The 26112-nt window shown below is 49.9% G+C and carries 23 protein-coding genes; 4 read left to right on the top strand and 19 right to left on the bottom strand.

Going from position 1 to position 26112, the window contains the following annotated elements; all coding sequences use genetic code 11:
- Positions 1–13: 13 nt before the first annotated feature.
- The 4 genes from HMPREF1246_RS08170 to HMPREF1246_RS08185 form a co-directional block, all read right to left on the bottom strand.
- Positions 14–1924 (bottom strand): heavy metal translocating P-type ATPase, encoded by a 1911-nt coding sequence (locus HMPREF1246_RS08170; RefSeq protein WP_021737233.1) that lies wholly within the window; start codon positions 1922–1924, stop codon positions 14–16.
- Between the two features lie 43 nt (positions 1925–1967).
- Positions 1968–2186, bottom strand: coding sequence for a cation transporter (locus HMPREF1246_RS08175; protein ID WP_014128642.1), 219 nt, complete (start codon positions 2184–2186; stop codon positions 1968–1970).
- 751 nt (positions 2187–2937) lie between these two features.
- Positions 2938–5001, bottom strand: coding sequence for a ferrous iron transport protein B (gene feoB, locus HMPREF1246_RS08180; protein ID WP_009015452.1), 2064 nt, complete (start codon positions 4999–5001; stop codon positions 2938–2940).
- Positions 4994–5227 (bottom strand): FeoA family protein, encoded by a 234-nt coding sequence (locus tag HMPREF1246_RS08185; RefSeq protein ID WP_009015453.1) that lies wholly within the window; start codon positions 5225–5227, stop codon positions 4994–4996. The genes feoB and HMPREF1246_RS08185 overlap by 8 nt, the downstream gene beginning before the upstream one ends.
- A gap of 177 nt (positions 5228–5404) precedes the next feature.
- Here HMPREF1246_RS08185 and HMPREF1246_RS08190 point away from each other — a divergent pair, with 177 nt between their 5' ends.
- Together HMPREF1246_RS08190 and bcp are read left to right on the top strand one after the other, a co-directional pair.
- Positions 5405–6331, top strand: coding sequence for a DUF1848 domain-containing protein (locus tag HMPREF1246_RS08190; protein WP_014128643.1), 927 nt, complete (start codon positions 5405–5407; stop codon positions 6329–6331).
- Positions 6332–6345: 14 nt separating this feature from the next.
- Positions 6346–6801 carry a thioredoxin-dependent thiol peroxidase gene (gene bcp, locus HMPREF1246_RS08195; protein ID WP_009015455.1) on the top strand — a complete coding sequence of 152 codons (456 nt, stop codon included), beginning with the start codon at positions 6346–6348 and terminating at the stop codon, positions 6799–6801.
- Between the two features lie 539 nt (positions 6802–7340).
- Here the strand turns inward: bcp and mmuM are convergent.
- The 11 genes from mmuM to HMPREF1246_RS08255 all read right to left on the bottom strand — a co-directional run bounded on the left by mmuM (position 7341) and on the right by HMPREF1246_RS08255 (position 18335).
- A complete protein-coding gene (gene mmuM / locus HMPREF1246_RS08200) occupies positions 7341–8303 on the bottom strand; it encodes a homocysteine S-methyltransferase (RefSeq protein WP_021737210.1) in 963 nt (320 codons plus the stop codon).
- A gap of 6 nt (positions 8304–8309) precedes the next feature.
- Positions 8310–9740, bottom strand: coding sequence for an amino acid carrier protein (locus HMPREF1246_RS08205; RefSeq protein WP_035224655.1), 1431 nt, complete (start codon positions 9738–9740; stop codon positions 8310–8312).
- 120 nt (positions 9741–9860) lie between these two features.
- Positions 9861–10895, bottom strand: coding sequence for a mechanosensitive ion channel family protein (locus HMPREF1246_RS08210; protein ID WP_009015458.1), 1035 nt, complete (start codon positions 10893–10895; stop codon positions 9861–9863).
- A 30-nt stretch (positions 10896–10925) separates the two neighbouring features.
- Positions 10926–11627, bottom strand: a complete 702-nt coding sequence (locus tag HMPREF1246_RS08215; protein ID WP_009015459.1) for a (Fe-S)-binding protein — start codon at positions 11625–11627, stop codon at positions 10926–10928.
- A 3-nt stretch (positions 11628–11630) separates the two neighbouring features.
- Positions 11631–12473, bottom strand: coding sequence for a DMT family transporter (locus HMPREF1246_RS08220; RefSeq protein WP_009015460.1), 843 nt, complete (start codon positions 12471–12473; stop codon positions 11631–11633).
- Between the two features lie 85 nt (positions 12474–12558).
- A complete protein-coding gene (locus tag HMPREF1246_RS10330; RefSeq protein WP_016459498.1) occupies positions 12559–13077 on the bottom strand; it encodes a PPC domain-containing DNA-binding protein in 519 nt (172 codons plus the stop codon).
- Positions 13078–13088: 11 nt separating this feature from the next.
- Positions 13089–13709, bottom strand: coding sequence for an ECF transporter S component (locus HMPREF1246_RS08230; RefSeq protein WP_009015462.1), 621 nt, complete (start codon positions 13707–13709; stop codon positions 13089–13091).
- Positions 13710–13790: 81 nt separating this feature from the next.
- Positions 13791–14147: a hypothetical protein gene (locus HMPREF1246_RS08235; protein ID WP_009015463.1), complete on the bottom strand. Its 357-nt coding sequence runs from the start codon at positions 14145–14147 to the stop codon at positions 13791–13793.
- A 498-nt stretch (positions 14148–14645) separates the two neighbouring features.
- The gene (locus HMPREF1246_RS08245; RefSeq protein WP_021737219.1) at positions 14646–16556 is read right to left on the bottom strand and encodes a PTS fructose transporter subunit IIABC; all 1911 of its coding nucleotides are present in this window, start codon (positions 16554–16556) and stop codon (positions 14646–14648) included.
- A 1-nt stretch (position 16557) separates the two neighbouring features.
- Positions 16558–17463 (bottom strand): 1-phosphofructokinase, encoded by a 906-nt coding sequence (gene pfkB / locus HMPREF1246_RS08250; protein WP_009016157.1) that lies wholly within the window; start codon positions 17461–17463, stop codon positions 16558–16560.
- Positions 17460–18335 carry a ChbG/HpnK family deacetylase gene (locus HMPREF1246_RS08255; RefSeq protein WP_009016156.1) on the bottom strand — a complete coding sequence of 292 codons (876 nt, stop codon included), beginning with the start codon at positions 18333–18335 and terminating at the stop codon, positions 17460–17462. The genes pfkB and HMPREF1246_RS08255 overlap by 4 nt, the downstream gene beginning before the upstream one ends.
- Positions 18336–18520: 185 nt before the next feature.
- Between HMPREF1246_RS08255 and HMPREF1246_RS08260 the strand changes: the two genes are divergently transcribed.
- Entirely contained in the window at positions 18521–19972 is a 1452-nt protein-coding gene (locus tag HMPREF1246_RS08260) for a DNA-3-methyladenine glycosylase 2 family protein (RefSeq protein WP_009016155.1), read from the top strand.
- Positions 19973–19991: 19 nt separating this feature from the next.
- Complete coding sequence (locus HMPREF1246_RS08265) at positions 19992–20507, top strand: methylated-DNA--[protein]-cysteine S-methyltransferase (RefSeq protein WP_021737226.1); 516 nt, start codon at positions 19992–19994, stop codon at positions 20505–20507.
- Positions 20508–21922: 1415 nt separating this feature from the next.
- Here the strand turns inward: HMPREF1246_RS08265 and HMPREF1246_RS08270 are convergent.
- From HMPREF1246_RS08270 to nudC, 4 genes are all read right to left on the bottom strand, one after another.
- The gene (locus HMPREF1246_RS08270; protein WP_009016153.1) at positions 21923–22789 is read right to left on the bottom strand and encodes a DMT family transporter; all 867 of its coding nucleotides are present in this window, start codon (positions 22787–22789) and stop codon (positions 21923–21925) included.
- Between the two features lie 67 nt (positions 22790–22856).
- The gene (locus HMPREF1246_RS08275; RefSeq protein ID WP_009016152.1) at positions 22857–23345 is read right to left on the bottom strand and encodes an N-acetyltransferase; all 489 of its coding nucleotides are present in this window, start codon (positions 23343–23345) and stop codon (positions 22857–22859) included.
- Between the two features lie 77 nt (positions 23346–23422).
- Positions 23423–24127: a DUF134 domain-containing protein gene (locus HMPREF1246_RS08280; RefSeq protein WP_021737227.1), complete on the bottom strand. Its 705-nt coding sequence runs from the start codon at positions 24125–24127 to the stop codon at positions 23423–23425.
- Between the two features lie 77 nt (positions 24128–24204).
- On the bottom strand, positions 24205–25071 hold the full coding sequence (gene nudC / locus HMPREF1246_RS08285; RefSeq protein WP_009016150.1) for an NAD(+) diphosphatase: 867 nt from the start codon (positions 25069–25071) through the stop codon (positions 24205–24207).
- Positions 25072–26112: the final 1041 nt, after the last annotated feature.

Raw genomic sequence — 26112 nt, forward strand, 5'->3', positions numbered from 1 at the left:
CAGGATGATAGAATCAGACCTTTTTTACGAACAAAGCCCTCATGGCATTCATGACGGCCATGATAAGGACGCCTGTATCGGCAAAAATGGCCATCCACATATTGGCCAGGCCCAACGCCCCCAAGATAAGGACAATCACCTTGATCCCGATGGCAAAATAAATATTTTGGTGGACAATGGACACGCATTTTTTAGAGATGCGAATGACTTTCCCGATTTTCAAAGGATCATCATCCATCAAAACGACATCGGCAGCTTCGATGGCTGCATCGGACCCCATAGCCCCCATGGCAATCCCTACATCGGCTAGGGAAAGGACAGGCGCGTCATTGATGCCATCACCCACGAAAAGGACCTTTTCATTGCCATTTTTCTGCTGGGTAATCTTTTCCAGGAGTGTGACTTTATCTTCAGGTAAAAGTTCACTGTAGACACGCGAAATCCCCAGCTCCTGAGCGACCTTTTCCGCAACCTGTTTCGCATCACCAGTGAGCATAACCGTAGCGATGCCTTGTTTTTTCAGCTCGTCAATGGCCCTTATGGAATGCGGTTTCACGACATCAGCAATCAGGATGTGCCCTGCATATGTCCCATCAACGGCCATATGGACGAGAGTTCCCACTTGATGGCAGGGAAGATAGGAAATCCCCGCTTCTTCCATGAGCTTGGCATTGCCGCACAGTATGCTGCGTCCGTCAACGGTGGCCTGAATACCGCGGCCGCTCAGTTCTTTAATTTCCGTGACACGGCTGCGGTCCAGCGGTTTCCCGTAGGCTTTTTGAAGGCTTTTACTGATGGGATGGCTGGATGCATTTTCAGCAAGGGCGGCCCATTCAAGAAGGATATGGTCTTCAACAGGTGAATGATGGATGCCAACCACTTCAAAAACGCCCTTGGTCAGGGTCCCTGTCTTATCCATGACAACTGTGGCCGCCTGTGACAAGGTTTCCATATAGTTGGACCCTTTAATCAAAATGCCTTCGTGGCTTGCTCCGCCAATCCCGGCAAAGAATGTCAAAGGAACACTGAGCACCAAGGCACAGGGACAGCTGATGACAAGAAATGTCAGGCTCCGGTAAATCCAGCTTGACCACAAAGGTTCAAGGCCCATGAAGATCCGCACAAAGGGCGGAATAAGGGAAAGGGCCAAGGCACTGCAACAAACAATAGGCGTGTAATAGCGAGCGAATTTGGAGATGAAGTTTTCTGACTTAGATTTACGGCTTCCTGCATCTTCAACAAGTTCGAGGATCTTGCTGACCGTGGAATCACAGAATTCCTTTGACGTGCATATTTTAAGCACACCTTGCTGATTGATGGACCCGCTGACAACGGCCATCCCCGGTTCTACATCAAGAGGCAGGCTTTCTCCCGTAAGGGCGGCCGTATTAAGGGTAGAATGACCGCTTACGACCGTACCGTCAATCGGCACTTTTTCACCAGGCTGTACGACAATGAGGGTTCCTACGGCCACATCATCGGGATCGATGCGGATCAATTTCCCGTTTTCTTCAACATTAGCGTAATCAGGACGGATATCCATAAGTTCGCTGATGTTGCGGCGGCTCTTATCGACCGCATAGTCTTCAAATAGTTCCCCAACTTGATAAAAGAGCATAACAGCAATGGCTTCCGTGTATTCCCCATTTTGGAAGAATCCGAGGAAAAAAGCCCCTAAACTGGCAACGGCCATAAGAAAGTTTTCATCAAAAACCTGGCCGCGGCGAATATTTTTCCAAGCCTTGATCAGGATATTCCAGGAAATGACGGCGTAAGCCGCAAAATAAGGCAAGGATTCCCACAGCCTTGTCACGAGGGATTCGCCCGGTTTCATCGGGCCAGCATCCATAAAAAGATGAGCACCCGCCGTCAAGAGCGCGGCCGTAACGATGCGGATCAGGCTTTCTTTTTGTTCTGCTTCCATGATCTCTCCTTCTTGATTAAGTCAAATTTTAATTAAAAAGCAATCAGATCAGGACCTGAGCCTCTGCATCGACTTTTTCGCAGCGTTCCTTGACGGCTTTCATAACGGTTCCCGCATCCGCTCCCGGTTCAAATTCAATGGCCATCTTTTGGGTCATAAAATTAACAGCGGCCGTCTTGACGCCTGGAGTTTCCTGAGCGAGGCCCTCCATCTTGGCTGCACAGTTGGCACAGTCGACAACGATTGCATAACGTTTTTTCATCCAACTCACCTCACGATGTATTTTAATTAAATATTTATTTAATCGTTTAACTATGTTATACCCATTTTGAGTGGGTTTGTCAAGAGGATTCAGATGAATATGAAGCAAGGGGTTCATGGCCCAACCAGCACCTTTTCTATTTACTTGGATTAGAAATTGTGCCGATTCGATACAGTTACGTGTCATCATTGGCTTTAAAAGATTGATTTTATGGCAATGAGGTCATGGCACATAGTAAAATGATGCGATACACAATTTCAAGATAATCTCGCCCGAAAAAAGCTGTCGGCGGTCGAGCCACCGCTTGGAATGATTTCGTTTGTAGAAGAAGCATGATTCCCTGGGTCCTATATCGGTCAATCTTAAAATGACGGAACATGGTGCAGCAGGTTCTCGATCCATCATCATGAAGTAGGCCACAAACTGAACGTCAGCACTGGTTCGGATCGGCACTCTTAGTTTGCAGTTGAACTTATTAACGGGCTACTCTTTTGATATGGCTGATGCTTCCTCTCAAAATAACGCAAGCAAAACACAAAAGGACATGCGGGTTTCATTGTGCACAAAAACAGTTTTCGCAATTTTGCAGCCGCAAGGAATTGTTACTGCACGCCCATAAAGGACAAAAATGCCTCAAGCTGGATCCATATACAAGTTCAGCTTGAGGCGTCTTTTATTTTTCGTTGCGTTCCGTAATACCCCGTGTTCTCTTTTGAAGAAAGGGCTCGTACCTTACCTGGGCTGGAGTGATTTACGCTCCGAAGATAATCTGAAATCCTTGATAAACAACAAAGGTCACCACCCATGCCGTCACGAGCTGAAACACCGCTTCACCAAGGGTCCAGGCCCAGCTTCCTGATTCTTTCCTGATAGTCGCAAGGGCTGCCACACAGGGGACATAAAGCAGGCAAAAGACCATGAGGCACAAGGCATTAATGGAAGTAAAACCAATGCTTTCAAGAGCCTGCTGAAACCGGTCCATGCCCTCTCCGCTTGTTGCATTGGTGATTCCAAAAAGAACGGCACAGCTTGATACAACCACTTCTTTTGCTGAAATTCCTGCAAGAAGGGCCACCGTAATCTGCCAAAATCCCAGTCCAATAGGAGCAAAAAGAGGCACCAGGGAGTGTCCTAAGAGAGCTCCCAGACTTTGTGTCGGATCTTCCGTATACCCTTGGGGTCCAAAGTTCAAGAGCCCCCAGATCACGATTGTCCCTAAGAAGATGATAGTTCCTGCTTTTTGCAGGTAGCCTTTGACTTTATCTGAAACATAGATGCCAACTGTACGCATATCCGGCATTTTATATTCAGGAAGCTCAATGAGGAGGTAATCCTCCTTGTCCAGATGACGGGCAACATCGGTCCAATGGATCAAGAGGGAAACGCCAATGGCAACAAAAATGCCAATGATGTACATGGAATAAGCAGCCACCATCGCATATTCATTGAAGAAGATTTCCGAAAAGAGAATATAGATGGTCAGGCGAGCGTTGCAGCTCATGAACGGAGTAACGAGCATGACCTTGTAGCGGTCCCGTTTATTTTCAAGACCTCGGGATGCCATAATGGCAGGCACGGTACATCCGAAACCAACGAGCATAGGGATAAAGGCACGGCCCGATAACCCAACCTTTCCCATGATATTTTCCATGACATAAGCAACGCGGGCCATATAGCCACTGTCCTCCAAAAAACCCAGGCTCAGAAAAAGAATCAGGATATTGGGAAGAAACGTGATGATGGTTCCCACCCCCGCAAGGGCCCCATCAAGGATCAGGGACTGCAGGGGCTTTGCGACCAACTGGGCCGACATGGCGGCAGCCATAAAATCTGTGAGGGCAGAAATACCGTCTTCAAGAAATCCGCTTAAAAAGTCCCCCACCGTGAAGGTAAGGAAAAAAATGAAGGCCATGATGAGAAGAAAAATAGGAATGCCCCATGTCTTATCCGTAAAGATTCGGTCCAGACGATCGGTGAATTCATCCCTTTTTTCCTTGTGGATGACCACTTCCCGAATGATTTCTTCAATAAAGTCATACTTTTGCCGAATGATATCGATTTCATAGCTCCGGTCCAGCACGTCGGGCAAGTTCACAGGAAGCTTTTCCATCACTTCCTTATCGCGCTCCAAAAGTTTGATGGAGGCCCAGCGGCGATTGGGAACATCCGTATAATGAGTTTCAAGAAAAGCGGAAATCTGGTCGATTCGGTCTTCGATATCATCGGAATAGACCATGGCATATTCCTGATGATTGAGTTCATGGGTACTGGGTTGATCATGGTCGTGAATCAAGGGATCGGTCGTATTCACGTCCTTATGGTGAGCCGCGGCGTGAATGAGCACTTCAAGGCCCCGTCGCTTTCTAGCTGATACGGGAATGACCGGGATGCCGAGCATTTCTGGCAGCCGGTGCAGGTCAATCTCCAGCCCACGTTTTTCTACAATATCCATCATGTTAAGGGCCATGACCACCGGCTTACCCAGTTCAAGGAGCTGAAGCGTCAGATAGAGACTGCGTTCAAGGGCCGATGCGTCAACTACGTTGATGACGACATCCACCTCATCACTGAGGATGAATTTCCGGGAAACAATTTCTTCCATGGTGTAACTTGTGAGACTGTAGGTCCCGGGCAGATCGACAAGACGGATATTCATGTTGTGGTGGCGGATGGCACCCTCTACTTTTTCCACAGTCACGCCCGGCCAGTTCGCGACTTTAAGATTGGCGCCTGTATAGGCGTTGAACAAGGTCGTCTTCCCGCAGTTCGGGTTCCCAATGAAGCCAATGGTGAGATTTGTCTTTGCGTCAGCCATGATAGACCTCCCTTGTCACGTCGACATTGCGTGTCAGGTTGTAGCCCATGGCAAATCGGGTGCCCCGGACGGTCACAATCATGACGCCCTTTCCTTTACGGTCCACAACATCGACCGTTGTCCCCGGCGTCATCCCAAGGGCAAGGAGACGGCGTTCAATTTCAAAAGGCAAATGGAAAGCATCGATCATGGCGGTCTCCCCTTTGCCAAGTTCATTTAGTTTCATATCTCTGACTCCCCCAATTTAACAGCTCTTCCTATTCTAATTTGTTCTACTCATCTTGTCCACTTTATTGAGGAAAAAGACGAAGGAAAATTGCAGATTCTTTCTCGTTGCCTCTTTTCCCCCAACCGATATATACTATATGAAGAAAGGAATTTGCGTTCGAAAGGAGGCCCGGTCATGATCCTCAATACAGGCAACCGCACGGATATACCCGCTTTTTATACCCCTTGGTTCATGAACCGAGTAAAAAGCGGTGAAGTCCTAGTCCGCAGTCCTTATGCGGAAAATCAGGTCACGCGCTATCGTCTCGACCCCAGTGTCGTTGACCTCCTTGTTTTTTGTACGAAGAACCCCTATCCCATCCTGCCCCATCTAAAATCGCTGAGCATCTTTGATACCTTTTGGCATGTGACGATTACGCCCTATGGCAGGGACATCGAACCCAACGTGCCTAGCAAAAGGGACATTCTTTCGGCGTTCCAGTACCTGTCCCATCAGATAGGCGCAAATCGCATCGTCTGGCGTTACGACCCCATTCTCATCAATCATACCTACACGACGGCATACCATATCGAAGCCTTTCGCTCCATGGCAGAAACGCTTCAAGGCTATACACACCAAGTGGTCATTAGCTTCATCGATCTTTATGAAAAAACAAAGCGCAACTTTCCAGAAGCCCGTCCCGTCAGCGCCCATGACCAGGTGCTCCTCGTCAATGCCTTTTCGGAAATTGCCAAAAAGACAGGGCTCGCCATCCATCTGTGCTGTGAATCGGCCATCTTGGAGCGGGACAATGTCGATGCGAATGGCTGTCTGTCCCAGGCTGTCCTCGAAGAAGCTCTTGGTGAAAAACTTTCCGTACCACGCCGCAAAGCACCGCGGGAAGGCTGTACCTGTCTTCTTGGAGCCGATATCGGCGCTTATAATACATGCTCTCATTTCTGCCGCTATTGCTATGCCAATTACGATGAAGCCCTGGTGAGGAAAAACTACCAGCGCCACGACCCTGCGTCAGCCCTTCTCATCGGGCATCTTGAACAGGGGGATATCATCAAGGACGCCCAGCAAAAAAGCTGGAAGAGTCCTGAAATTTCATTATTCTAAGGAGGATTACACCCATGCTTGAAGTTGGAACAAAAGCACCTGATTTTACCCTGCAGAACCAAGAAGGAAAGGAAGTCTCCCTATCAGACTTCAAAGGGAAGAAAGTCATCCTCTACTTCTATCCGAAAGACTTGACAAGCGGCTGCACGAAACAAGCCTGCGGCTTTAAAGAACGCTACCCTCTCATTACGGAAAAAGGCGCCGTTGTGATCGGTATCAGTAAGGACAGCGTCAAAAAGCACGAGGAATTTGTGACGACCTACGCCCTTCCCTTTACGCTTCTTTCCGATCCAGAACATAAGGTCCAGGAACTTTATGACGTATGGAAGGAAAAGAGCCTGTACGGGCGGAAATACATGGGCACGGAACGCTCAACCTACCTCATTGATGAAGAAGGCACCATTGTAAAGGCGCTGCAGAAAGTACAGCCGGCTAAGAATCCCGAGCAGATGGTAAAGGTTTTAGGATGATTGTACTCAAAGCAAAAATCACTCCGATTCTGCATCATGACATACCTCCATTGCTTAATCCATATTTTATGGATGCAATGGAGGAAAAGATTGGAAGGCAAAGGCCCATAACACACGGTGCCAAACCGCCATTTTCATCTACCATCCACTCCCGTAAGCAAGCATATTTGTTACAATCCTGCTAAGAAAATCTATTCGAAACTTCGTCGTACACGAAAACGATTCCGCTGCTTTTTATATCCGCCTGATACTATGCGGATGTAAGGGATAAAAGGGCTCTGCACTCCGCAGTCTTACAATGGAGCGCTCTCTGGATACGTCCCCTGCACGATTTCTCGCTTCGCTGTTTTGATCCATTTTATAGCTTTCACGGCCCTGCGGCGAGAATACAAAGACAACCCATCATAAAGCTAGCCCTAACTCGACTGTAAGCGCAGAGTCGGGTTAGGGCTCTTGTTCTTTAATTGAAGTCTTTAATTAACTGATCTTTTGAAATATAGGGATACCAATAGCAGCTGAAACGACCCACCTTCCTCATTTTATGCTTTACTTTGACGGTCCAGGAATTCTTCTCGCGCTTTTGCCACCGCGACGATATGCTCAGATACGGTGGTGCAGCAGCCGCCAACGGCACGGGCGCCGGCTTCCATATATGTCCGGGCATAGTCCTTGAAGGAATGGCCGTCGCCTTTCCCATTCCAGGTCTTGGTAACCGGATCGTAGGTTTCCCCGCTGTTAGGATACACGACAATCGGAAGATCCGTTTCTTTTCCAAGTTCCTTGATAAGGCTTTCAAGGTATTCCAGTTTTGTGCAGTTGACGCCGAGGGCCCTTAGACGCGGATAGCCGCTACGGAAGGCAGCAGCACAGTCCCGGATGAGGTCGCCTTCGTTGATATGAAGCCCATCCTTACAAGAGAAACTGATCCAGTAATCAGCGCCGAGCCGCTCTGCAATGGCCGCTTCAATTTTGGCTTCACCAAGGGAAGGCTGGGTCTCAAAAAGGAGGACATCGGCGCCGGCTTCCCACAAAAGCTCAGCCCGTCTTTGATGGAAGTCATGAAGGGCAGCGTCAGGAATGCCGTAATGGCCTTTATATTCCGAGCCATCAGCCAGATAAGCGCCATAAGGCCCGATGCCAGCTAGACACATGGGATAGGCGCGGTCCGCGGCCTTGCCTTCTTTTTCCCACCACTCGTTACGGGCTTCCTGGAAGACCTTGACTGAACGGACAATGAGATCCTCGGCTTCTTTTTCCGAAAGGCCATTTGCCATGAGTCCAGGAATGGTGGCCTGATAGCTGCAGGTAATGCCCGCGTCCGCGCCGGCATGGAAATAATCCAGATGGACCTTTTTTACTAATTCGGGCTGATCCAAGAGCACACGTGCTGTCCACAGGGAGTTATTGAGATTGGCGCCCAAATGCTCCAGGGCTGTCCCCATGGATCCGTCAATGACACAGATCTGTTTTTTTTCAAGAATCTTTGCAAGGGTTTGTCTCATCTTTTCTTACTTCCTTTCCTCAATGGTTCCAAAACTGACAACGGGCGGGTGCTCTCCACGCTCATATGCTGGTAGGTAACGGTCCCAGAAGTCCTTTACAAGCCGCATGATTTCCTTTTGCTGCGTAAAGACAAACAGCAGGGTCATCATGACATACACAGCGGACAGGATATCGGTCATAGCCCAAAGGGCATCGGCTTTGATATCATACATGATGACACAAGGAACCATGTAGTACAGCATGTAGATCTTTACGGCAACCCGATTGCGCTCCGTATCGCCAAAGGCATAGTTGATGGATTTTTCGCAGCTGTAATACATGCCTACAATGGTCGTCCATGCAAAAATCGTGATGGCAATGGCCATGAACCAAGCCCCAAAAATGCCATAAGCGTCGCGGAAAGCCACAGTCGTCAGGCGGGCACTGTCAACTCCCGGATGGGTCACATAGACATTGGTCAGGATGATCGAAAGGGCAGTCACGCTGCAGACCACGATTGTATCGAGAAAGACTTCCCCCCACCCCCATGAAGCCTGCCGCACAGGATGATCCGTACGGGCCGAAGCATGGGCAATGATGCCATATCCAGTTCCGGCATCATTGGAATAAAGCCCCCTGGCAATGCCATAGCGCAGGGCGTCTTTCACCGTGGCCCCGGCAAATCCGCCTACGGCAGCGGTCGGTGTAAACGCGCTTTCAAGGATGAGCCAAAAAGCCTTGGGCACATCGGCCAGATGGATCAAAAGAATCCCCATCCCTCCAAGAATATAGAGCAGAGCCATAAAAGGAACGATTTTTTCCATGACGGCACTGATTCTCTTGAGGCCGCCAAAGATCGTTGCAAAACAGGTCACGCCAAGGACAGCCACACTGATCCGCGGATCAAGGCCAAACCCCTCCTGCATTGCACCAACCACGGATTCGGTTTGCACGCAGTCTGTCCAAGGTCCCAAGGTAAAGCAGGCAATGGCAAGGAGGATGGCGCCTTTTTTCCAGCCCAAGGCATTTTTCATCACAAAGGAGCGGTCGCACATATATTCATCCATGGATTTTGAATACTTCACGCGGAAACGCTGCCCCAGGATGATTTCACACGCTTTCGTGGACATCCCCAAAAAGCCTGAGGCCCACATCCAAAAAACAGCTCCAGGACCGCCGGATACAATTGCCGTTGCCACGCCGCCAATATTCCCGACACCGATGGTGTTTGCCATGGCCGTGCAGGCAGCTGCAAAACCTGAAACCGTGCCCTGCCCTTCCCCATGAGCAAACATACGGCCAAAGGTATTGCGAAAATGAAACGCATAGCTGCGGAAATTATATCGGAACCGAAACCGGATACTCAAATAAAGTCCCGTTCCCAAAAGAATCACAATCATGGGCGTCCCCCAGAGCGCATCCGACAGAGCGATTAAAGACGATACGATCATCTGCATTCCTTCCTTTCTTCCTCTTGCTTTGCTGCGTACCCTCCGGCTACGGCCGAGGGACCCTTTGTACCTTCCTAGCAGCCTTGCTTTCTTTTTTCTTCTTCCCTACAACAATATGGCATCTATTTAATCATGACGCACAAGAAGCTCAATGCCTTCCTGCTGATAGACCCGGATGATTTCCTTGATGAACTGGTGACGAATCTTGGTCTCATCAACGATGTTGCGGATGCGCAGGACAACCTTCAAGGTAATCCCGTATTCCCCCATTTTATCAAACCGTACAGCCGGCATAAATCCCTTGACGCCATACTGGCTCCGGTCCAGGATGCTGCGTGCAACCCTGAGGGTAACCCGCTCAACCGCTTCCAGATCATTTCCATAAGTGATGGTCAACGGGATGGCAATCGTGCATTCCGCCTGTGGCTGCTCATAATTGGTAATGATTGAGGCTGCAATGCTTTTATTAGGGACAATGATCATATTTCCTGTTGACGTCCGAAGGGTCGTATTGCGCCAGTTCATATCGACAACCCGCCCCGATTCGCCACTGGAAAGGCTGATATAGTCCCCCATATGGACCTGACGGGAAACGATCGTGGTGATACCGGAAAACAAATTGCTCAGTGTGTCCTGCAAGGCTAAGGCCGAAGCCAGTCCCCCAGCTCCCAAAGCAGTCAGCAAGGGAGAAATGGAAATTCCGTAAGAACTGAGGATAATGAGGAAACCCGCCATGTAGATGGCAAGATCAATGACCGTCGTCAAGATAGACATGGAAGACGATTCGCTTTCCCGCCGCGTCATCCTCGCCTTAATCAGGGAAGAAGACAGATGGGCAATGAAAAAGGTCACCGTAATGAGGAGCAGACTGCGAAAATGGTTTTCCATCAGCTCCTTGATGAACCAAGGGACATTCAGGAAATCCTTGGCCATGCGGCTTCCTGCCAGCATCCCTACCAGTGTTGGCATGAAGCGGAAGGTACTTTTCCACGTCTTTTCCTTGATATGGGTGATTTTTACCAAGATTACGATCAAAAACCGGAAAACAAAATGAAAAAGGAGGATGCCCAATAAATTAAAGAAAATAAAAGCTAGAAAATGTACATGCGGTCCTCCGTGCTTTAGCTCATTTTTTGCAATGGCAAGTATTGTCTCATCCATGATAGTTGTCTAGATCCTTTCTTGACGGAATCATTTGCGTTCCGTATTTTTCAAAGATTGGCTTTCCAAATAGCGAAAGGCCTTATCATCCTGCCATTTCGCCTTGTCAAGCGCCCTGTGCCATGCCTTAATATCAAGAGAGCCTGGCTTTGTTTGCTCCCCCATAATAAGGTCCAATAGAAAGACCGGCCGCTTGCCACCCAAGGAAAGCATCTTCATACATGTAAGGCAATAGGTTAGGACATTCTCACAAGGCAGCTGCAAAACGCAGCGATCAAGCGCGCAAAAAGCACCTGCAGGATCTTTACGTTTAAAAAAGGAATTACCGCAGCACGGGGCATGGTCCCTGTTGTAGGGGGCCTCCCGTACCGTAATGCTCATTTTTCGGAGCAGGCTGCGCACACTGTCATAAAGGGAATCCCGCCCCCTTACAAGACAGGGATCGTGAATGGTCAACGTCAGCTGGTCATAGCGCGGCAAAAAAAAGGCGTCCAGGCGATCAATATATTCATACAAAGATAAGGTGCGGATGCCCTCATAACGGGTTCGCCAGTGATTGTCGCAGGAAGGACAGACATTAATGATGACCGCGCCCTGAGGCAGCTCAGGATTCCTCCGGCAACAGATGCCGTGAGGCTTAAGCGAGGGATCTATGGCATGAAGCTTTTCATAGACCCGTTCAGTGAGTTTCGGCTTATAAAGACACAAGCCGCAGCTTGGATTAAAAAACATGGATTATTCTCCTTTCACCTTGTTATGAAAAGACCGGATTTCCTGTACGGCTGTCGGCAAGAGAATCAAAACCGCACCCAGGAACATGCCAGGCGTGAAGCGTTCATGGAGCAAAAACGTGGAAAGGAGAACGGCCACAATAGGATCGATATAGGTATAAAGGGCAATGGCAGCCGCCTCCAGTTTGGGCAGGGCGCTGAAGAAAAGAGCGTACGTAAAGCCTATCACAAATAGACTCAAAAACAGCAGATAGCCCCATTCGCTACCCGTCAGCACAAGATGGGAGACGTCTTCCGTCCAGAAAACATAGGGTAAAAGGATCAGGGCGGCCAAAATGACTTCCACAAGGGTCGATTCATAGGGGGTAAGGCCCCCCAAGGTCTTATTGATCATCATGACACAGACATAAAAGAAAGCCGCTAGGAGCCCATATATCATGCCCTCTGCATTGGCCCCGCTTGATTCCCCAAAGATGCCGGAGACCAGGATCATACCGCAAAAAGCAAAGAGCACGCTGAGTACCTTACCTTTCGTCAGTTGTTCCCCAAAACTAAAGGGCGAAAAAAAGAGCACAAAGATAGGCGCCATATAGTAGCAAATGACTGCTGCGGCTACGGTCGTGCTGGCAAAGGCCTTAAAGAGAAAGATCCAGGTAAACCCCATGGCAAAGCCGCAGGAAAAAAGCTTATACCTGTGTTCCCAGAGTTTTTCCCGCGCGGCCTCTCCTTTTTGCGCAGGCAAAGATAAAGAGGAAAAAGCGCCCAAAAACGCGCGGCAAAAGGCAATGACGCTTTCGGGAAGTGGAATATGGCGCACAATGAGTCCAACCGTAGCAAAGACAAGCATGGAGAAGATGATGGATAAACGGGCTTTTGCCGATGAAGAGATTATGGCGGCCTTCCTTTCTATCGAGATTGCGTATTTTTATATTTTAATGGGAAAAGATAAAAAAGAGCAAGAAAAAACTGGAACAAAATAAATTGCCCCAGCTTTTTACTATGAAATTGTATCGAAGGTTACGCCTTTTTGGATAGTTTCCACATATTAAAGCCCATGGATTCGTCCTTCTCCCGCATGATGATCGTGTTAAAACAGGTGACGATGATTTTGGCGGTAATTCCGATGACGCCCGAGACCATATGGCTGCCCTATGTATTGCCACTTCCCCGCCAAGGGCGATATTAAAATGTCCATAGGGCTTTTTCTGAAACATATCGAGAGTTCCTGTGAGGGAAATGATTTCCTTGATGCCGTAAAGTTTCGTTTCCCTATATTCTTTCCTGTCAGGGTGAAAAAAGCCCAACGTGACTTCCCGGACGGTGCCAATGCCCTGAATCATTCCAAAGGTGATGTGCTCTTTTTCAACAAAGGCAACAAGGCTGTCATGGATTTCATCGCCCCCCTCAAGGCAGACCACAAAATGGGGTTCATCAATTTTACCATATTCCATCAATTTTCTCCTTACCGATCAAGACGATTCACGATTTCCGTCAAGGCCACACTGGCCTTTTTATAGACAAGATAGGTAAGAAAACTTACGATTCCGTATTTGATGAGGTTAAAGGGCAGGACCGTAAATAAGAGATAATCTATGAGGGAATCTACAAAAGGATTGACGGCTCGCCCCATCTTGAGGATGGTTTCAAGAGGGATCCCGTAGAGCTTCACATACATGGGAATGGCAAAGTAATAGTTTGTCACAACGGCAAAGATACTGGCAATGAGGGAGCCAGACACAAGGGCATAGAGGGCGCCTTTTTTTGAATGATGGAGATGGTAGAAGATGGTGCTTGGGACGACATAAGCAATGGAACAGAAAAGGTTCATGACCTCTCCTACAAGGGCGCTGTTTGTCCCGATAATGACAAGTTTCAAAAGGATCTTGACAAAGGCAGCCAAGGCCCCGGCAATGGGTCCCAGAAAAAAGCCGCCGAAAAGGGCCGGCATATCAGAGATTTCGAATTTCATGTAGGCAGGTGCAAAAGGCAAGGGAAATTCGAAACTCATGAGAAGAAAGGATAAGGCCCCCAAAAGGCCGATAAAAACGACGGCACGAGTCGTCAGTGGACGATTGACAAACATAATGCCTCCCAATGATATAGAAAACTGGCGATTTCGACATAGGAAAAGGGGTGCCGCGAAAGCACCCCCTGGAATCGTTCCTTAGAGAAGGACTTCTTTATTTTCCAGGATGAAGAGACAAATCGTGCAGGACGGGCAGAAACAGTATTTCTTGCCTTCGGCCTTCAGGTCGTGGGCCTTTTTTGCAAGCTGGGCTGCCGTTTCTTCACCGAAGATCTTCTTACCTGCAGCAGATTCAAAGAACGGAATGACGTCATCAAGGGTGTTGATGTCTTCTCCCACTTCCTTTAAGAGCTTAGTGTTCATTTCCTGCTGACGGTCCGTACCAACAGCTGCGAGCCATTCCATACAGACGGCTTTCAGTTCAGGACAGGTGGAAGGCAGCGTGCAAAGTTCTTCCACCTTGGATTTGATGGCAGCAAACGTAACGGTTGACATGGGACTCCCCTCCTTATTGTTGTAGATACACTTTCATTCTACCATGAAGCGTTGTCAATGACAAGGTGGCGGAAAGTTGGATCCCGATAAAAACTAGACTGATAATTATGTAGAACATGCCATTACTTCCAGTGCCCAGCTTATTGAAGCGGAAGAGAAAGACAAAGAGTCTGTCGACCAAAAGACCGTAAGAGGAATCACAATCGTCCCGGGACGACCTGCGTACGTATTTTTCCTTTGAACTCGACTCGAAGAGCCGATTCGCCTTTGCCAAGGCGGATTTGCTTCCGCCGCCCTGAGGCAATGACCCAAGAGCAAAGGACAGTATGGCAAGGTCTTGATGGAAAAGACGGGTAACCGTGACCCTGACGCGCCTTTTTTGAAGGCTTGGTGCGAATTGGTGCGATGCGGCAACCACCTTTAAGCAGTTGTGTCTTTTCTCCATAAAAAAGAGACTGTGAAAAAAGGATTTCCCCATTTTTCACAGCCTCTATGAACTTATACTTTTTTCTTTAAAACACCCAGAAGGACCGCCCCAACGACGGAGCCTACAGCAAGGGATACGAGATACATGCCGGTATTTTGGACAACGCCAAAGACAAATATTCCGCCGTGCGGCGCGGGCACAGAGCAGCCAAAGTACATGCTGAGGGCCCCTGCTACCGCAGCACCAATGGCGCATGACGGGATGACCCTCATCGGATCTTCTGCAGCAAAAGGAATGGCCCCTTCCGTAATGAAAGCAAGACCCATGACAAAAGTCGAGACAAAGGACTTGCGATCTTTTTCCGTGAACTTGCTGCGGAAGCACTGCGTTGCAATGGCAATGGCTACGGGGGGCACCATGCCGCCTATCATGACAGCAGCCATGAAGGGGGATGAAACGGCGGACCCATCGGCGCCAGCAAGGGAAGCCGTGCCAAAAACATAGGCAGCCTTGTTGAGCGGCCCGCCAAAGTCAATGCTCATCATACCACCCAGGATAAAGCCCATGAGAACTTTGCTCGTGCCGCCCATATGAGCCAGGGAACCAGTCACCCACTGATTAAAGGAAGCCATGACAGGGTTGATGACGCCAGCCATGAGAGCCCCAATGAGAAGGAGACCGATGACGGGATAGATGAGAATTGGTTTCAGGCTTTCCAGAGACTGAGGCAAACCGCTTACGAGTTTCTTTAATAGAAGAATGAGGTAGCCGGCTGCAAAACCGCCGATAAGCGCCCCAAAAAAACCACTGCCGCCCGCACTTGCAAGGGCGCCGGTCATGATACCGACAAGAAGACCCGGCCTGTCGGCAATGCTCTGACTAATGAAGCCTGCGAGCATGGGCATCATGAAGCCAAAGGCCATGCTCCCCGTATTTTTGAGGAAGGCCGCAAAAGGCGTGCTGTTCCCGAACTGGGCCGTCCCCGCAGCACTCATATCAGCAAGGAAGGCAAGGGCGATGAGGATGCCCCCGCCAATGACAAAGGGCAGCATATGGGAAACGCCGTCCATAAGGTGCTTATAGATCTTACGGGCACCGCTTTCTGCGGCTTCTTCCGCTGCGGTTTTACTTCCGCCGGTCTCCCCTTCAAAAATGGGGACCTTCCCCGAAAGGGCTTCATCAAGGAGGGCATCCGCTTTATTGATACCGTCCGCAACCTTTACGATGACGACACGTTTTCCCTTGAAGCGGTTCATGGGAACGTACTTATCAGCAGCGACGATGATGCCTTCCGCCCCTTCGATTTCTTCAGCCGTGAGGGCATGCTTGATGCCGCTTTGGCCGTTGGTCTCAACTTTGATGGAAATACCCTTTTTGGCCGCATGTTGCTCCAGGCTTTCGGCCGCCATATAAGTGTGAGCAATGCCCGTCGGGCAGGCTGTGACGGCAAGGACCTGATAGGGTGCCTTCTTATCCCCTGCCACAGCAGGAGTGGCTTCTTCTGCCGGCTCTTCGTCAGCATACTTTTCCGCTTCAGCTTTTGTGATGAGAGCAAAAAGTTCGTCCTCACTTGTTACAGCCATGAGACCATTAATAAAATCAGGGTCCATGAGGAGCGTCGACAGGCGGCTCAATACGTCCAAATGGACGTTGTCCTTACTGTCCGGTGCGGCAATGAGGAAAAAGAGTTTTGCTGGCTGTCCGTCGAGGGAATCAAATTCCACGCCATCAAGGCAGCGCATAAAGGCAAGACCAGGACGTGTGACAGCACTCGTCTTGGCATGAGGAATGGCAACGCCCTCGCCAACACCTGTACTGCCCTCTTCTTCCCGCTTAAGAACGCAGGCTTCGTACGTTTCCACATCGGCGACGTTTCCTTGTTTGGCCATGAGACCCACCAAGGTATGGAGGGCGTCTTTTTTGTCAGTGGCGTGACCTTCTAAGAGGACACTCTCTTTTTTGAGCAGATCCGTGATTTTCATGTCATTCTCCCTTTTCAATCAGTTCTTTCATCGCCGCTTGACTTGCTAAATGCATTGTAAAGGCCGTGGCACTGCCAGCGCAGATGCCCCAATGGAGAGCCTTTGCATAATCACCGGTCTTTTCGTACCCTGCGAGAAAACCTGCGACCATACTGTCACCGGCACCAACTGTATTGAGGACTTTTCCCTTTGGGGCCCTGTGGTGATGAGCATGGCCTTTTTCATCGATAAGAAGGGCACCCTCTCCGCCTAAGGAGACAAGGACATTCCGCGCTCCCAGCTGCTGCATCTGCTGCGCCGCGATTTCGATGGCAGAAAGACCATCAAGCTTTTTACCTACGATTTCCTCGAGTTCTTCTAGATTGGGTTTTACGAGGAAGGGGTGATAGGGCAGCGCTTTTGTAAGAAGCATGCCCGTTGCATCGATAACGCAGCGTGTGCCGCGGGCTTCCATCCTCGCTGCAAGATCTGCGTAGAGCGTATCGGCAGCTTTTTTAGGTGCACTCCCGGAAAGGACGAGGGTATCATCTTTTCCGAGACCTTCAAGACGGGTTGTAAGGTCAGCTAATTCCTTTTCCGCCACTTCTGGTCCGGCGCCGTTAATGGCCGTCTCTTCCTTTCCCCGCACTTTCACGTTGATGCGGGTAAAGCCTTTTTCAACCGAAAGAAGCTGAGCCTTGATGCCTTCTTTTTGGACAAGGTGCTCCAGGTTTTCCCCTGTAAAGCCCGCTTTGAAGCCAATTACCGTTGTCTCGGCGCCGAGACGGGAAAGGATGATGGACACGTTGATGCCCTTGCCGCCGGGGTAAATGGCTTCCTTCGTGCTTCGGTTGATGGCGCCAACCGTAAGGTTTTCCACGTCCACAATATAGTCAAGGGACGGATTGAGTGTTACCGTATAGATCATGGCTGTTTCCTTTCTTCCACAAGGTCCCTGAAATTCATGACATGAATGGAAAGAGCTTCACAAATGGAGCGATTTCCCTCGTCGGTCACAGCCGCAAGTTCCGTTTCAAAGCTGTGGTCCCAGTGCGCATCGGCACTAAGAATGGCGTCATCAAGACCAGGATGGACCATGATTTCCGTTACCCCTTGATAATGACTTAAAAGGATCTGTCGGATGGTCTTTTTATCCACGGCCCGTCCTGCTACGATGCCGCCAAAGGCATCAGGCACGACAAGCTGAAAGGCTTTAGCCTTCTTTCGTGCCCGTTCGGCAAGAACGTGAAGCCCCGTACGGCCAATTTGTTCGCCCAGGTTCTTAAGCGTCGTCTGACGCAAATCCACGGGGATGGAAGGAATTCGCATGGCAGGGATCATATAGCGGGCGCACAGGTCAAGGGCCACATCGATAAGGCCAGGCAGGACATGCATATGCTGATGACTGTCCACATGGGTCGGAATGAGGCCGGAAGCAAGAAACTTCTCAATCTGGGCTTCCCACTCGTGGCGCACATCGCTCATCCGGATTTTCCCTTTCGCATAGGCTTTGACAAAGGCCCCGTGGTCTGCGTAAAAGCGGCCCGTCTTGGGGTCAATGAGGGAAGGAATCTGTTTTGGCGCTAGGATCGGCGTACCATCCACAACGGTCAAATGAACCCCGACACCGAGTTCAGGCAGCTCCTTGGCTGTCTTTACAGCATCAGCAAAGGCATTCCCCATGACCATAAGGGTTGCCGAACGGATAAGCCCATTTTGGCAGCCTTCCCGAACGGCTCCATTGATGAGCTCGTGACGGCCAAAATCATCGGCATTCACAATGATTCCTATCTTGTTCACAGCAGCAAATTCCTCTTTTCTATGGCGGACCCATGCCCGCTTTGATAAACCACAAAATTTTACCATAAATTGAAGCGTCCTTGCAACGCAGGAAGGGAAAAGCCCTTACCTATCCATGTCCGAAAACCGCGAGCTTTTTTCGTGGAATCGTGGTATAGTGTGAAAAAAGGAGGTGTTCCCCGCTTATGAAGTTACCCGTCAAAGAAGCCTATGAGGCCTACCGCAGCCGCGACACGTCCTACGACGGTGTGCTTTTTGTTGGAATCAAATCAACGGGCATCTACTGCCGGCCCATTTGTCCGGCCCGACGGGCCAGTGCAAAAAACTGTGATTTTTTTGAAAGCGCGGCCGAGGCGGAAGCAGCAGGCTATCGGCCCTGCCTCGTCTGCCACCCGGAACGGCCTTCCTTTTCAGCAAGCCTTCTAGGAACGGACAGCCTTGCGGAAAAGATGGGCGCTTACCTGTGGTCCCACGCCAGCACCCCTCTTTCCCTTGAAGGAATGGCAGCGCGTTTTGGCTATTCAAGTCGCCACATGCGCCGTGCCTTTTGGGACCGTTTCCACGTAACACCCGTGACTTATCTTGAAACCTGTCGCCTGCTTCTTGCCAAAGCCCTGCTCCAGGATTCGTCCCTTCCCATTGCAGAGATTACCCTCGCTTCAGGATTTGGCAGCACCAGGCGACTGAATGAACTTTTTCAGGAACGGTACCACTTGACGCCGACAGCCCTGCGCCGACTGGACTCGTCCCATCCTGCATTGGGGACGCTCTCGCTCACCCTCACCTATCGCCCGCCCTATCTTGCGTCGCCGCTTTTTGACTTTTTGAAAGGGCGTGCCATGAAAGGCATCGAGACCGTTTCGGAAGGCATCTATAAGCGTACCGTAACCCTTGCAGGGGAAAAAGGAGCGCGTTATCATGGAATCATTTCCGTTTCGCCCAACAAAAAGTGCAATGCCCTCACCCTGACCCTTTCGGACTCGCTGCTTCCCGTTCTCTCAGATGTTATCTTTCGCGTATCCCGGCAGTTTGACCTGGCAGCTTTTCCGGAAACCATTGCCGCCGTGCTTTACGCCATGAATGATGGGGTTCCCGGCACTTTTGCAGAAGGAATCCGCATTCCCGGAGCCTTTGACGGTTTTGAAACGGCTGTGCGGGCCATCTTAGGTCAGCAGATTACAGTGAAAGCGGCAAGTACTCTTGCCGCGCGTTTTGTGGCAGTCTTGGGAACACCTATTGAAACAGGCCATCCCGGTCTCACCCACCTTTTCCCCACACCGGAAAAGATCCTTTCCTATGGAGAAAGCCTCTCTGATGAATTGGGAAAACTCGGCATCATCTCCTCGAAATCCGCGTCCATAAGGGCCCTCGCGCAGGCCCTTATGGACGGCTCCCTGCGCCTTGACGGTACCAGAAGCCGAGAGGAAACAAAAAAAGCACTCCTAGCGCTGAAAGGCATTGGCCGTTGGACAAGTGACTATATAGCCATGCGTGTCCTCAAAGACCCGGATATTTTTCTTGAGACCGATGCCGGTATCAAGCATGCTCTGCCGGGAACAACGCCAAAAGAGCGCCTGACCCTTGCCGAAGCGTGGCGGCCTTTCAGAAGTTATGCGACCGTGAGCCTATGGCGCTAAGGAAAAGAAAGGAAGAACGATGATCTATCAAGCCATATACGACTCCCCCTTGGGAGATATTTCCGTCCAAAGTGACGGGGAAAATGTGACGGCCCTTTATTTTGTGGGCCAGCGCTATGACGGAACCATGGAAGAGGGCTCCTTTGAATCCTTGGAATCGCTGCCCCTTTGGAAAACCGTTAAGACCTATCTAATGTGCTACTTTAAGGGTAAACAGCCAGATCCAGGAATGCTCCCCTTGGCACCGAAAGGAACAGCCTTCCAAAAAAGGGTATGGCAAAAGCTCCTTGCCATCCCTTATGGTAACGTTACGACCTACGGCGCCATTGCAGCAGAAATTGCAAAAGAAGATGGGAAACCCCACTTCTCCGCCCAAGCCGTGGGAAACGCCGTTGGACGGAATCCCATTTCCATCATCATCCCTTGCCACCGAGTGATTGGAAAGGATGGCTCGCTGACAGGATATGCGGGAGGAATAGAAAGGAAGAAGCGGCTGCTGGAGAGAGAAAATCAGCCCAAAAATCGGGCTGACTAAAAGACTATTTAGACTGCCAAGTTGACCTTTCAGGGCCTAATCCCTGAAAGGCGGTCTCGAGCCTGCGGCTTTTGCTGTCGTTCTGAAGAGGACTAGAGGCCGCTGGGGGCTTTGATGCTGTAATGCTAAAAAATCGCGAGGCCAATGCCAAACCGTGTCCCTACGGGACTGGGCGCCGAATTAAATTCGTTCGGAAACATGTCCCTGCGCTCTTCCACTGGCGATCCAAAGCGAGCTTGGGACTCGGGCGAATGGTCCTCACTATCGTTCGCTGGGAAACGTCACTGTGCGTCCTCATCCATCACCAAAACCGAGAAATGTTGATGATGCCAGCTTGTAGAAATGTCCCGGTTTGGGTCCCCCACCTTGGCAAAGGCGGATCGACTGCACGAGTCGAGCTCAGAGGGAAAACACGAACGCGGGTTGTTCCAGATTCGGTCGTGATTTCTGTATAAAAATCAATTTCTGAAGAACAAAAATATAAACGAAGAGTCCTAAACCGAACCTGTATCTAAATTCGGTTTAGGACTTGTTTCATGGTCTTAAGCTTTACAATCGTTTTGATTTCTGGTCTTTCCGCCTTACCAAGGCAGGGGTATCCACCGAAAAGGCTTGCTTGCAGGAGTAGGGAATGGATGAGGAAGGCGATTTTTGCCCGACGTCTCATCACGAGCGGTTAGCGAGGATCATTTTTCAATGGGCCAAAGCCGCAAATCGCAAGACGCTGTAGAAGCGATTCGGCTACAGGACCGTGTGATTGAAAAATCAATTCGGCGCCCTCCCGTAGAGCGATTTGGCCCGCCCGTTCCATTCTTTTCTTCCAATTGCTTTTTGTAAATTCGGTTCAGATGGATCCAGGTACGAGGAGCCCGCGGCCTCCGCGACGAGTCAAACCTGAGACGCCAGCAATCCGCTAGCGCAGCGACGCAAGAGCTGTTGCGCGAAGGTTCTCCGAAGCGGCAACGCGTGAGTTTCCTTGCGGCCAGAGGCCGGTACGTTGAGGAAATGGAGGTCGCCAGCAACATTGTAGATAGGCCCATATGGCACGAAGATTGCAAAAAGATTCCGCTTTGATAAGCTAGGCACTGGAGGTAACGGCACATAGTTAGGAAAGGAAGCGCCCAGGCAATAGCTATCCCCTACCGTGAAACGTTCCGTTGTACGATATGCCATGAGTCCGTTGCTTCAGATTAATTTTTCTCAAAGCAATGGTCTCACGTACTTCATCAAATCAGCCCAATTTTTTGGCTGACTCAAAAGGGACGGACGGAGGCATATTTCGGGCGACTTTAACATAAGATTATGGTACGTATCATGTTACGACGGGACATGCCATCATTGGCATAAGATCAATCATTTAAAATCCAATGATGACACGTAACTGCATCGAATCAGAGCAATTTTTGTTCCGAGTTCTATTTAATTTTAATCTGACTGCTAATGATTCCCATCAGCATAAACAAGCAACCCACCAATTCCCTTCCGGACAGGATTTCCCCCAAGATTAGCCAGCCGCCGATGACGCTGAAGACAGTTTCCGAACTTAAAAGCAGTGACGCTTCGGTCGGTCCCACGCCGCGCTGCCCGATAAACTGGAAGGAATAAGCAAGGCCGCCGCCCAAAAAGCCGCAGTACAAGATTGGCCAAAGGGCTGCCTCAATATGATTCAGGGTAATGACTTCGCCAGCAAGCTGACTTAAGACAAGGTTGTAGATGCTGGCAAAAAAGAATTCCACGGCAACGAGGGTAAACCCTGCATAATGAACAGCCCAGCGGTCCACAAGCAGGATATAGATAGACCAGACGACGGAACAAATGGCAATCAAGATATCACCGCGGTTAAAAGAAGCTCCATCCGTAGGATACGCAAGAAAATACATACCGATCATGGCAAGGAGGCTCCCGATGATAGCAGTCCGACGAAGGGGCTGCCCCACAAAGTAGGCAAAAAACGGCACGATGACGATATAAAGGCTCGTAATGAACCCCGCCTTGCCCGCTGTCGTGTAGAACATTCCCAGTTGCTGAAAACCGGTCCCCGCCGTAAGGAAGATGGCAAGGATTGCCGCCGCTAGGACAAGAGAAAAAGGCTTTTTTTCTCCGTCGATGGCATGGTTATGATACCGCTGTTCCCAATAGACAATGGGCAGCATGGATAAAAAGCCCGCAAGATAGCGGACACCCATAAAGGAAAAAGCCCCGAGAAACTGTGTGCTGATGCGCTGGGCTGACAGCGTGCCGCCCCATAGGAGTGCAGCCGCTAAAAGAAGAATACGATCCATAAATAACGGTCCTTTCTATTTCATACCCTTTTATTATACGAAATGAAAAGGAGAGCGTCCACAGACTTTAAGAAAATTCCTTCACCATAACGATTTCTTCCTCCGTTTCCCCTTTGACGACAGTCAGAGATTCAAAGCCCAGTTTTTTGTAGAGAAACCGTGCCGGATTCGAGACCTGGACCGAAAGGGAAAGGGCCGGATAGCCAATGAGCTTTGCCTCTTTCATGAGTTTTGTCAGAAGCCTAGTGCCCAATCCTTTGCCCCTATGGGACGCACTGATGGAAAGGACAAGGGAAGGAATTTCCTTATTGATATGGGAATAATCTTTCATGATGCGGGCCCATACCGTGCCAATCACATGATGCTTCCACTCCGCTGCAAAACCAAAATCAGAAGCTTTTTGCCCAAACCCATGGGTATAAAGTCGCAGTTCGGGCATATTTAGGATCTTTTTGGACGGCTTCTTCCGTCCTTTGGGAACATAAATTGTTTCATATAGAAAATCGGGCAGCAGCGTATAATCCCGTTTTTCCAGGGGACGAATATGGTAATCCATGATGAACTCCTTTTTCTCAAAAGGTGCCACAAAAAAAGAGCACCTGAAAGACTCGGGTGCTCCCTGCTCCATTGATCTTACCTGTGATGACAGCCGACCTCATGGTGGTCATGATGGTCGCAGGCACGTGGCTCATTTGAATACACAAGATTCCCCGCTAAAAAAGCCGCGGCAGCGTCGTCACATAAACCGGTCACGCCGGTATAAAAGTTGATTTTTTCCGCGCCCAAGGCCTGTCTTGCGCCTTCACCGATACCGCCGCAAAGGACCGTATCCACACCGGCTTCCCGCAGAAAGCCGCTCAGCGCGCCATGGCCCTGGCCCATCGTGGACAGAAGGGCGGACGAGACAATAGCACCGTGATCAATATCGTAGACTTTAAAGGTTTCCGTCCGGCCAAAATGCTGGAACACGGAACCTTCTTCATAGGGAACAGCAACACGCATAATATCAAGTCCTTTCTGTTTTACAAAATCATTGCCTCGTAAAGCGGTTTCCTTGAGCTTGTAGTGGCCTCCGGCAATGACAAGTTTCTTGCCGCTTATAAGACAGTCAGCAAGGATGAAACGGGCATGGTCGTACATATCCGTCACCGTTGTCCGCGCAACCTGCATATTGTCAGCACAAGCCTGTTGCGTCAAATGTTCATAATCGATAAGACGGATGGTCTCAAATTCCTCGATGGAAAGAAAGACTGTCTCTGGGTGCTCCCCTTCTTCGGGGACAAAGCTATTCCACTCGGGATAAGTCCCTACCCTGCGGCTCCGTTTCGTTCTGCCCATGCATGGGCCTCCTTTCCTTTTTCTGACATATGTCATATAATACCATTATTTCTGACATTTGTCAAAAATAATGGTGATTACTCCTTCCCTTGACGAAAGAGTTTATTTTTAGGTGGATAGAGGCCTTTACGAAAGGTATCCATCATCGTTGCCGTTAGGGTAATGGTTTGAAGTTCCTCTTTTTGGAGCATCTCCGCATCCATCCATTCTGCTGTGGCAAGCTCCCTGTGATCCACATGGATGGTCGGATCCCCATCGACTTCACAGAAGTACCCCAAGAGCAGATCTGATTCAAAGCCCCAGGGCTGGGTAGCAAAGTAGGTGATGTTCTTTACTTTAAGGCCCACCTCTTCCATAACTTCCCGGCGCACCGTGTCTTCACCGGTCTCACCAATTTCAACAAAACCGGCAATAAGGGCGAGACCGCCATAAGCCCGGCCGGCATAGCGGCTTGTAAGAAGCTTTCCCTCGTGGATGACGCCGACAATAACGGCAGGCATAATCTTAGGATAGACCACATGCTCACAGCTGGGGCAGCGCATGGCCCGTTCTACTGTATCATGGACCATCTCATGGCCGCAGACTCCGCAGAACCGATTGTCCCGGTACCAGCGGTACAGATGATAGGCCGTCTCTCCCGCAAAGCAGAGGGCCTGAGGACAGGCCAAGCGGAATTTGCGGACGATTTCATAGGAAAAGCGCGCCTTCTGAAGCGGCTCCTTCCCCATCCAAAGGTAATAAGACCGTTCCCCAATGCGAAAAAGATACTGCAAATGGGGTAGCTCTGCCTCCTTTAGCGACCCAACAAGGGGTACCTCGATTCCTTCCTCGCCTTCCCGAAGAAGGGTCTTGCCGCCATCAAAGGAAAAGACAATGTCTTCTTTCTGGGGTGGCACCGGCATATATTCATTACGGAAAAGACCTTGACCAATATCCTGCAGCATAAGGATTCTCCTTTACATTGAAATCAGATACATGCTTATGATACATGAAAAGAAGGAAATTTGGAAGGCGGCTATCAAGCTGTCTATTCAGGCATGAGCCCTGAATGGCTGTCTCGAGCCTGCGGCTCTCACTGTCGAGCGAAGGATTGCATGGAAAAGGCTATGGTACTGTGACGCTGGGGTACTTTGATACTAAAAGACCATAAGGAGAAAGACCGTGATGCCGACGCCAAACCATGTCCCTGCGGTACTGGGCGCCAACCAAATTTTTCGATAACAGGGTTTTGCGGTCTGCCGGCACGGCTAAGGCCATGCCTTAAGGCAGCCTTGAACCATCGAAAAATGTTCTTCGCTTACCGCTCGTAATGTAACGTCGCCGCGCTCCTCACCCTCCACCGAAAGGGAGCGGATTGGCGCTATGCGTCAATTGTGTTGTCGAAGGGTACGTTTCTTGTCGGAAGGAGGAGCTTGTAAGGCAAATACAAAGAAATTCTAAGGCAAAAGACCGTAGCGGTCCGCCCAGTCCCGTAGGAACACGATTTGTCGTTGCTCCTTTGGTCTTTTTTATTTTCATTTGCTTTTTTCACATATGGCCTAGACGTAGTCGGATGCTAGGAGCACCCGGCCTCATCGACGACGGCGGACCTGAGACACCAGCAATCCGCTAGCGCAGCGACGCGGAATCTGTTGCGCAAAGGTTCTCCGAAGCGGCGCCACCAAAAACAAATCGGCGACGCGCGAGTTTCCTTGCGGCCAGAGGCCGATACGTCGAGGCGATTGAGGTCGTTGGCGACAACGCAGATGGCCGCGTATAGGTCCATAGGCTGAAAAAAGCTTCTTGCCTGATGAGCTGGGCGCTGGAGGTGACGACAAAAGGTTAGGAGGGGAAGCGCCCAGGCGTCATCTATCGTAAATCGTGAGATGGTCCATCTTACGATAGGTCATGAGCCTATTGCTTTAGATTCATCTTTACTTAAAGCAATGAGCTCACGTCTACATCAACTCAGCCCAATTTTGGGGCTGAGTAAAAACTAAAAAGGG

This window comes from Acidaminococcus sp. BV3L6 (genome assembly GCF_000468835.1).
In the GTDB taxonomy this organism is placed as follows: domain Bacteria; phylum Bacillota; class Negativicutes; order Acidaminococcales; family Acidaminococcaceae; genus Acidaminococcus; species Acidaminococcus intestini.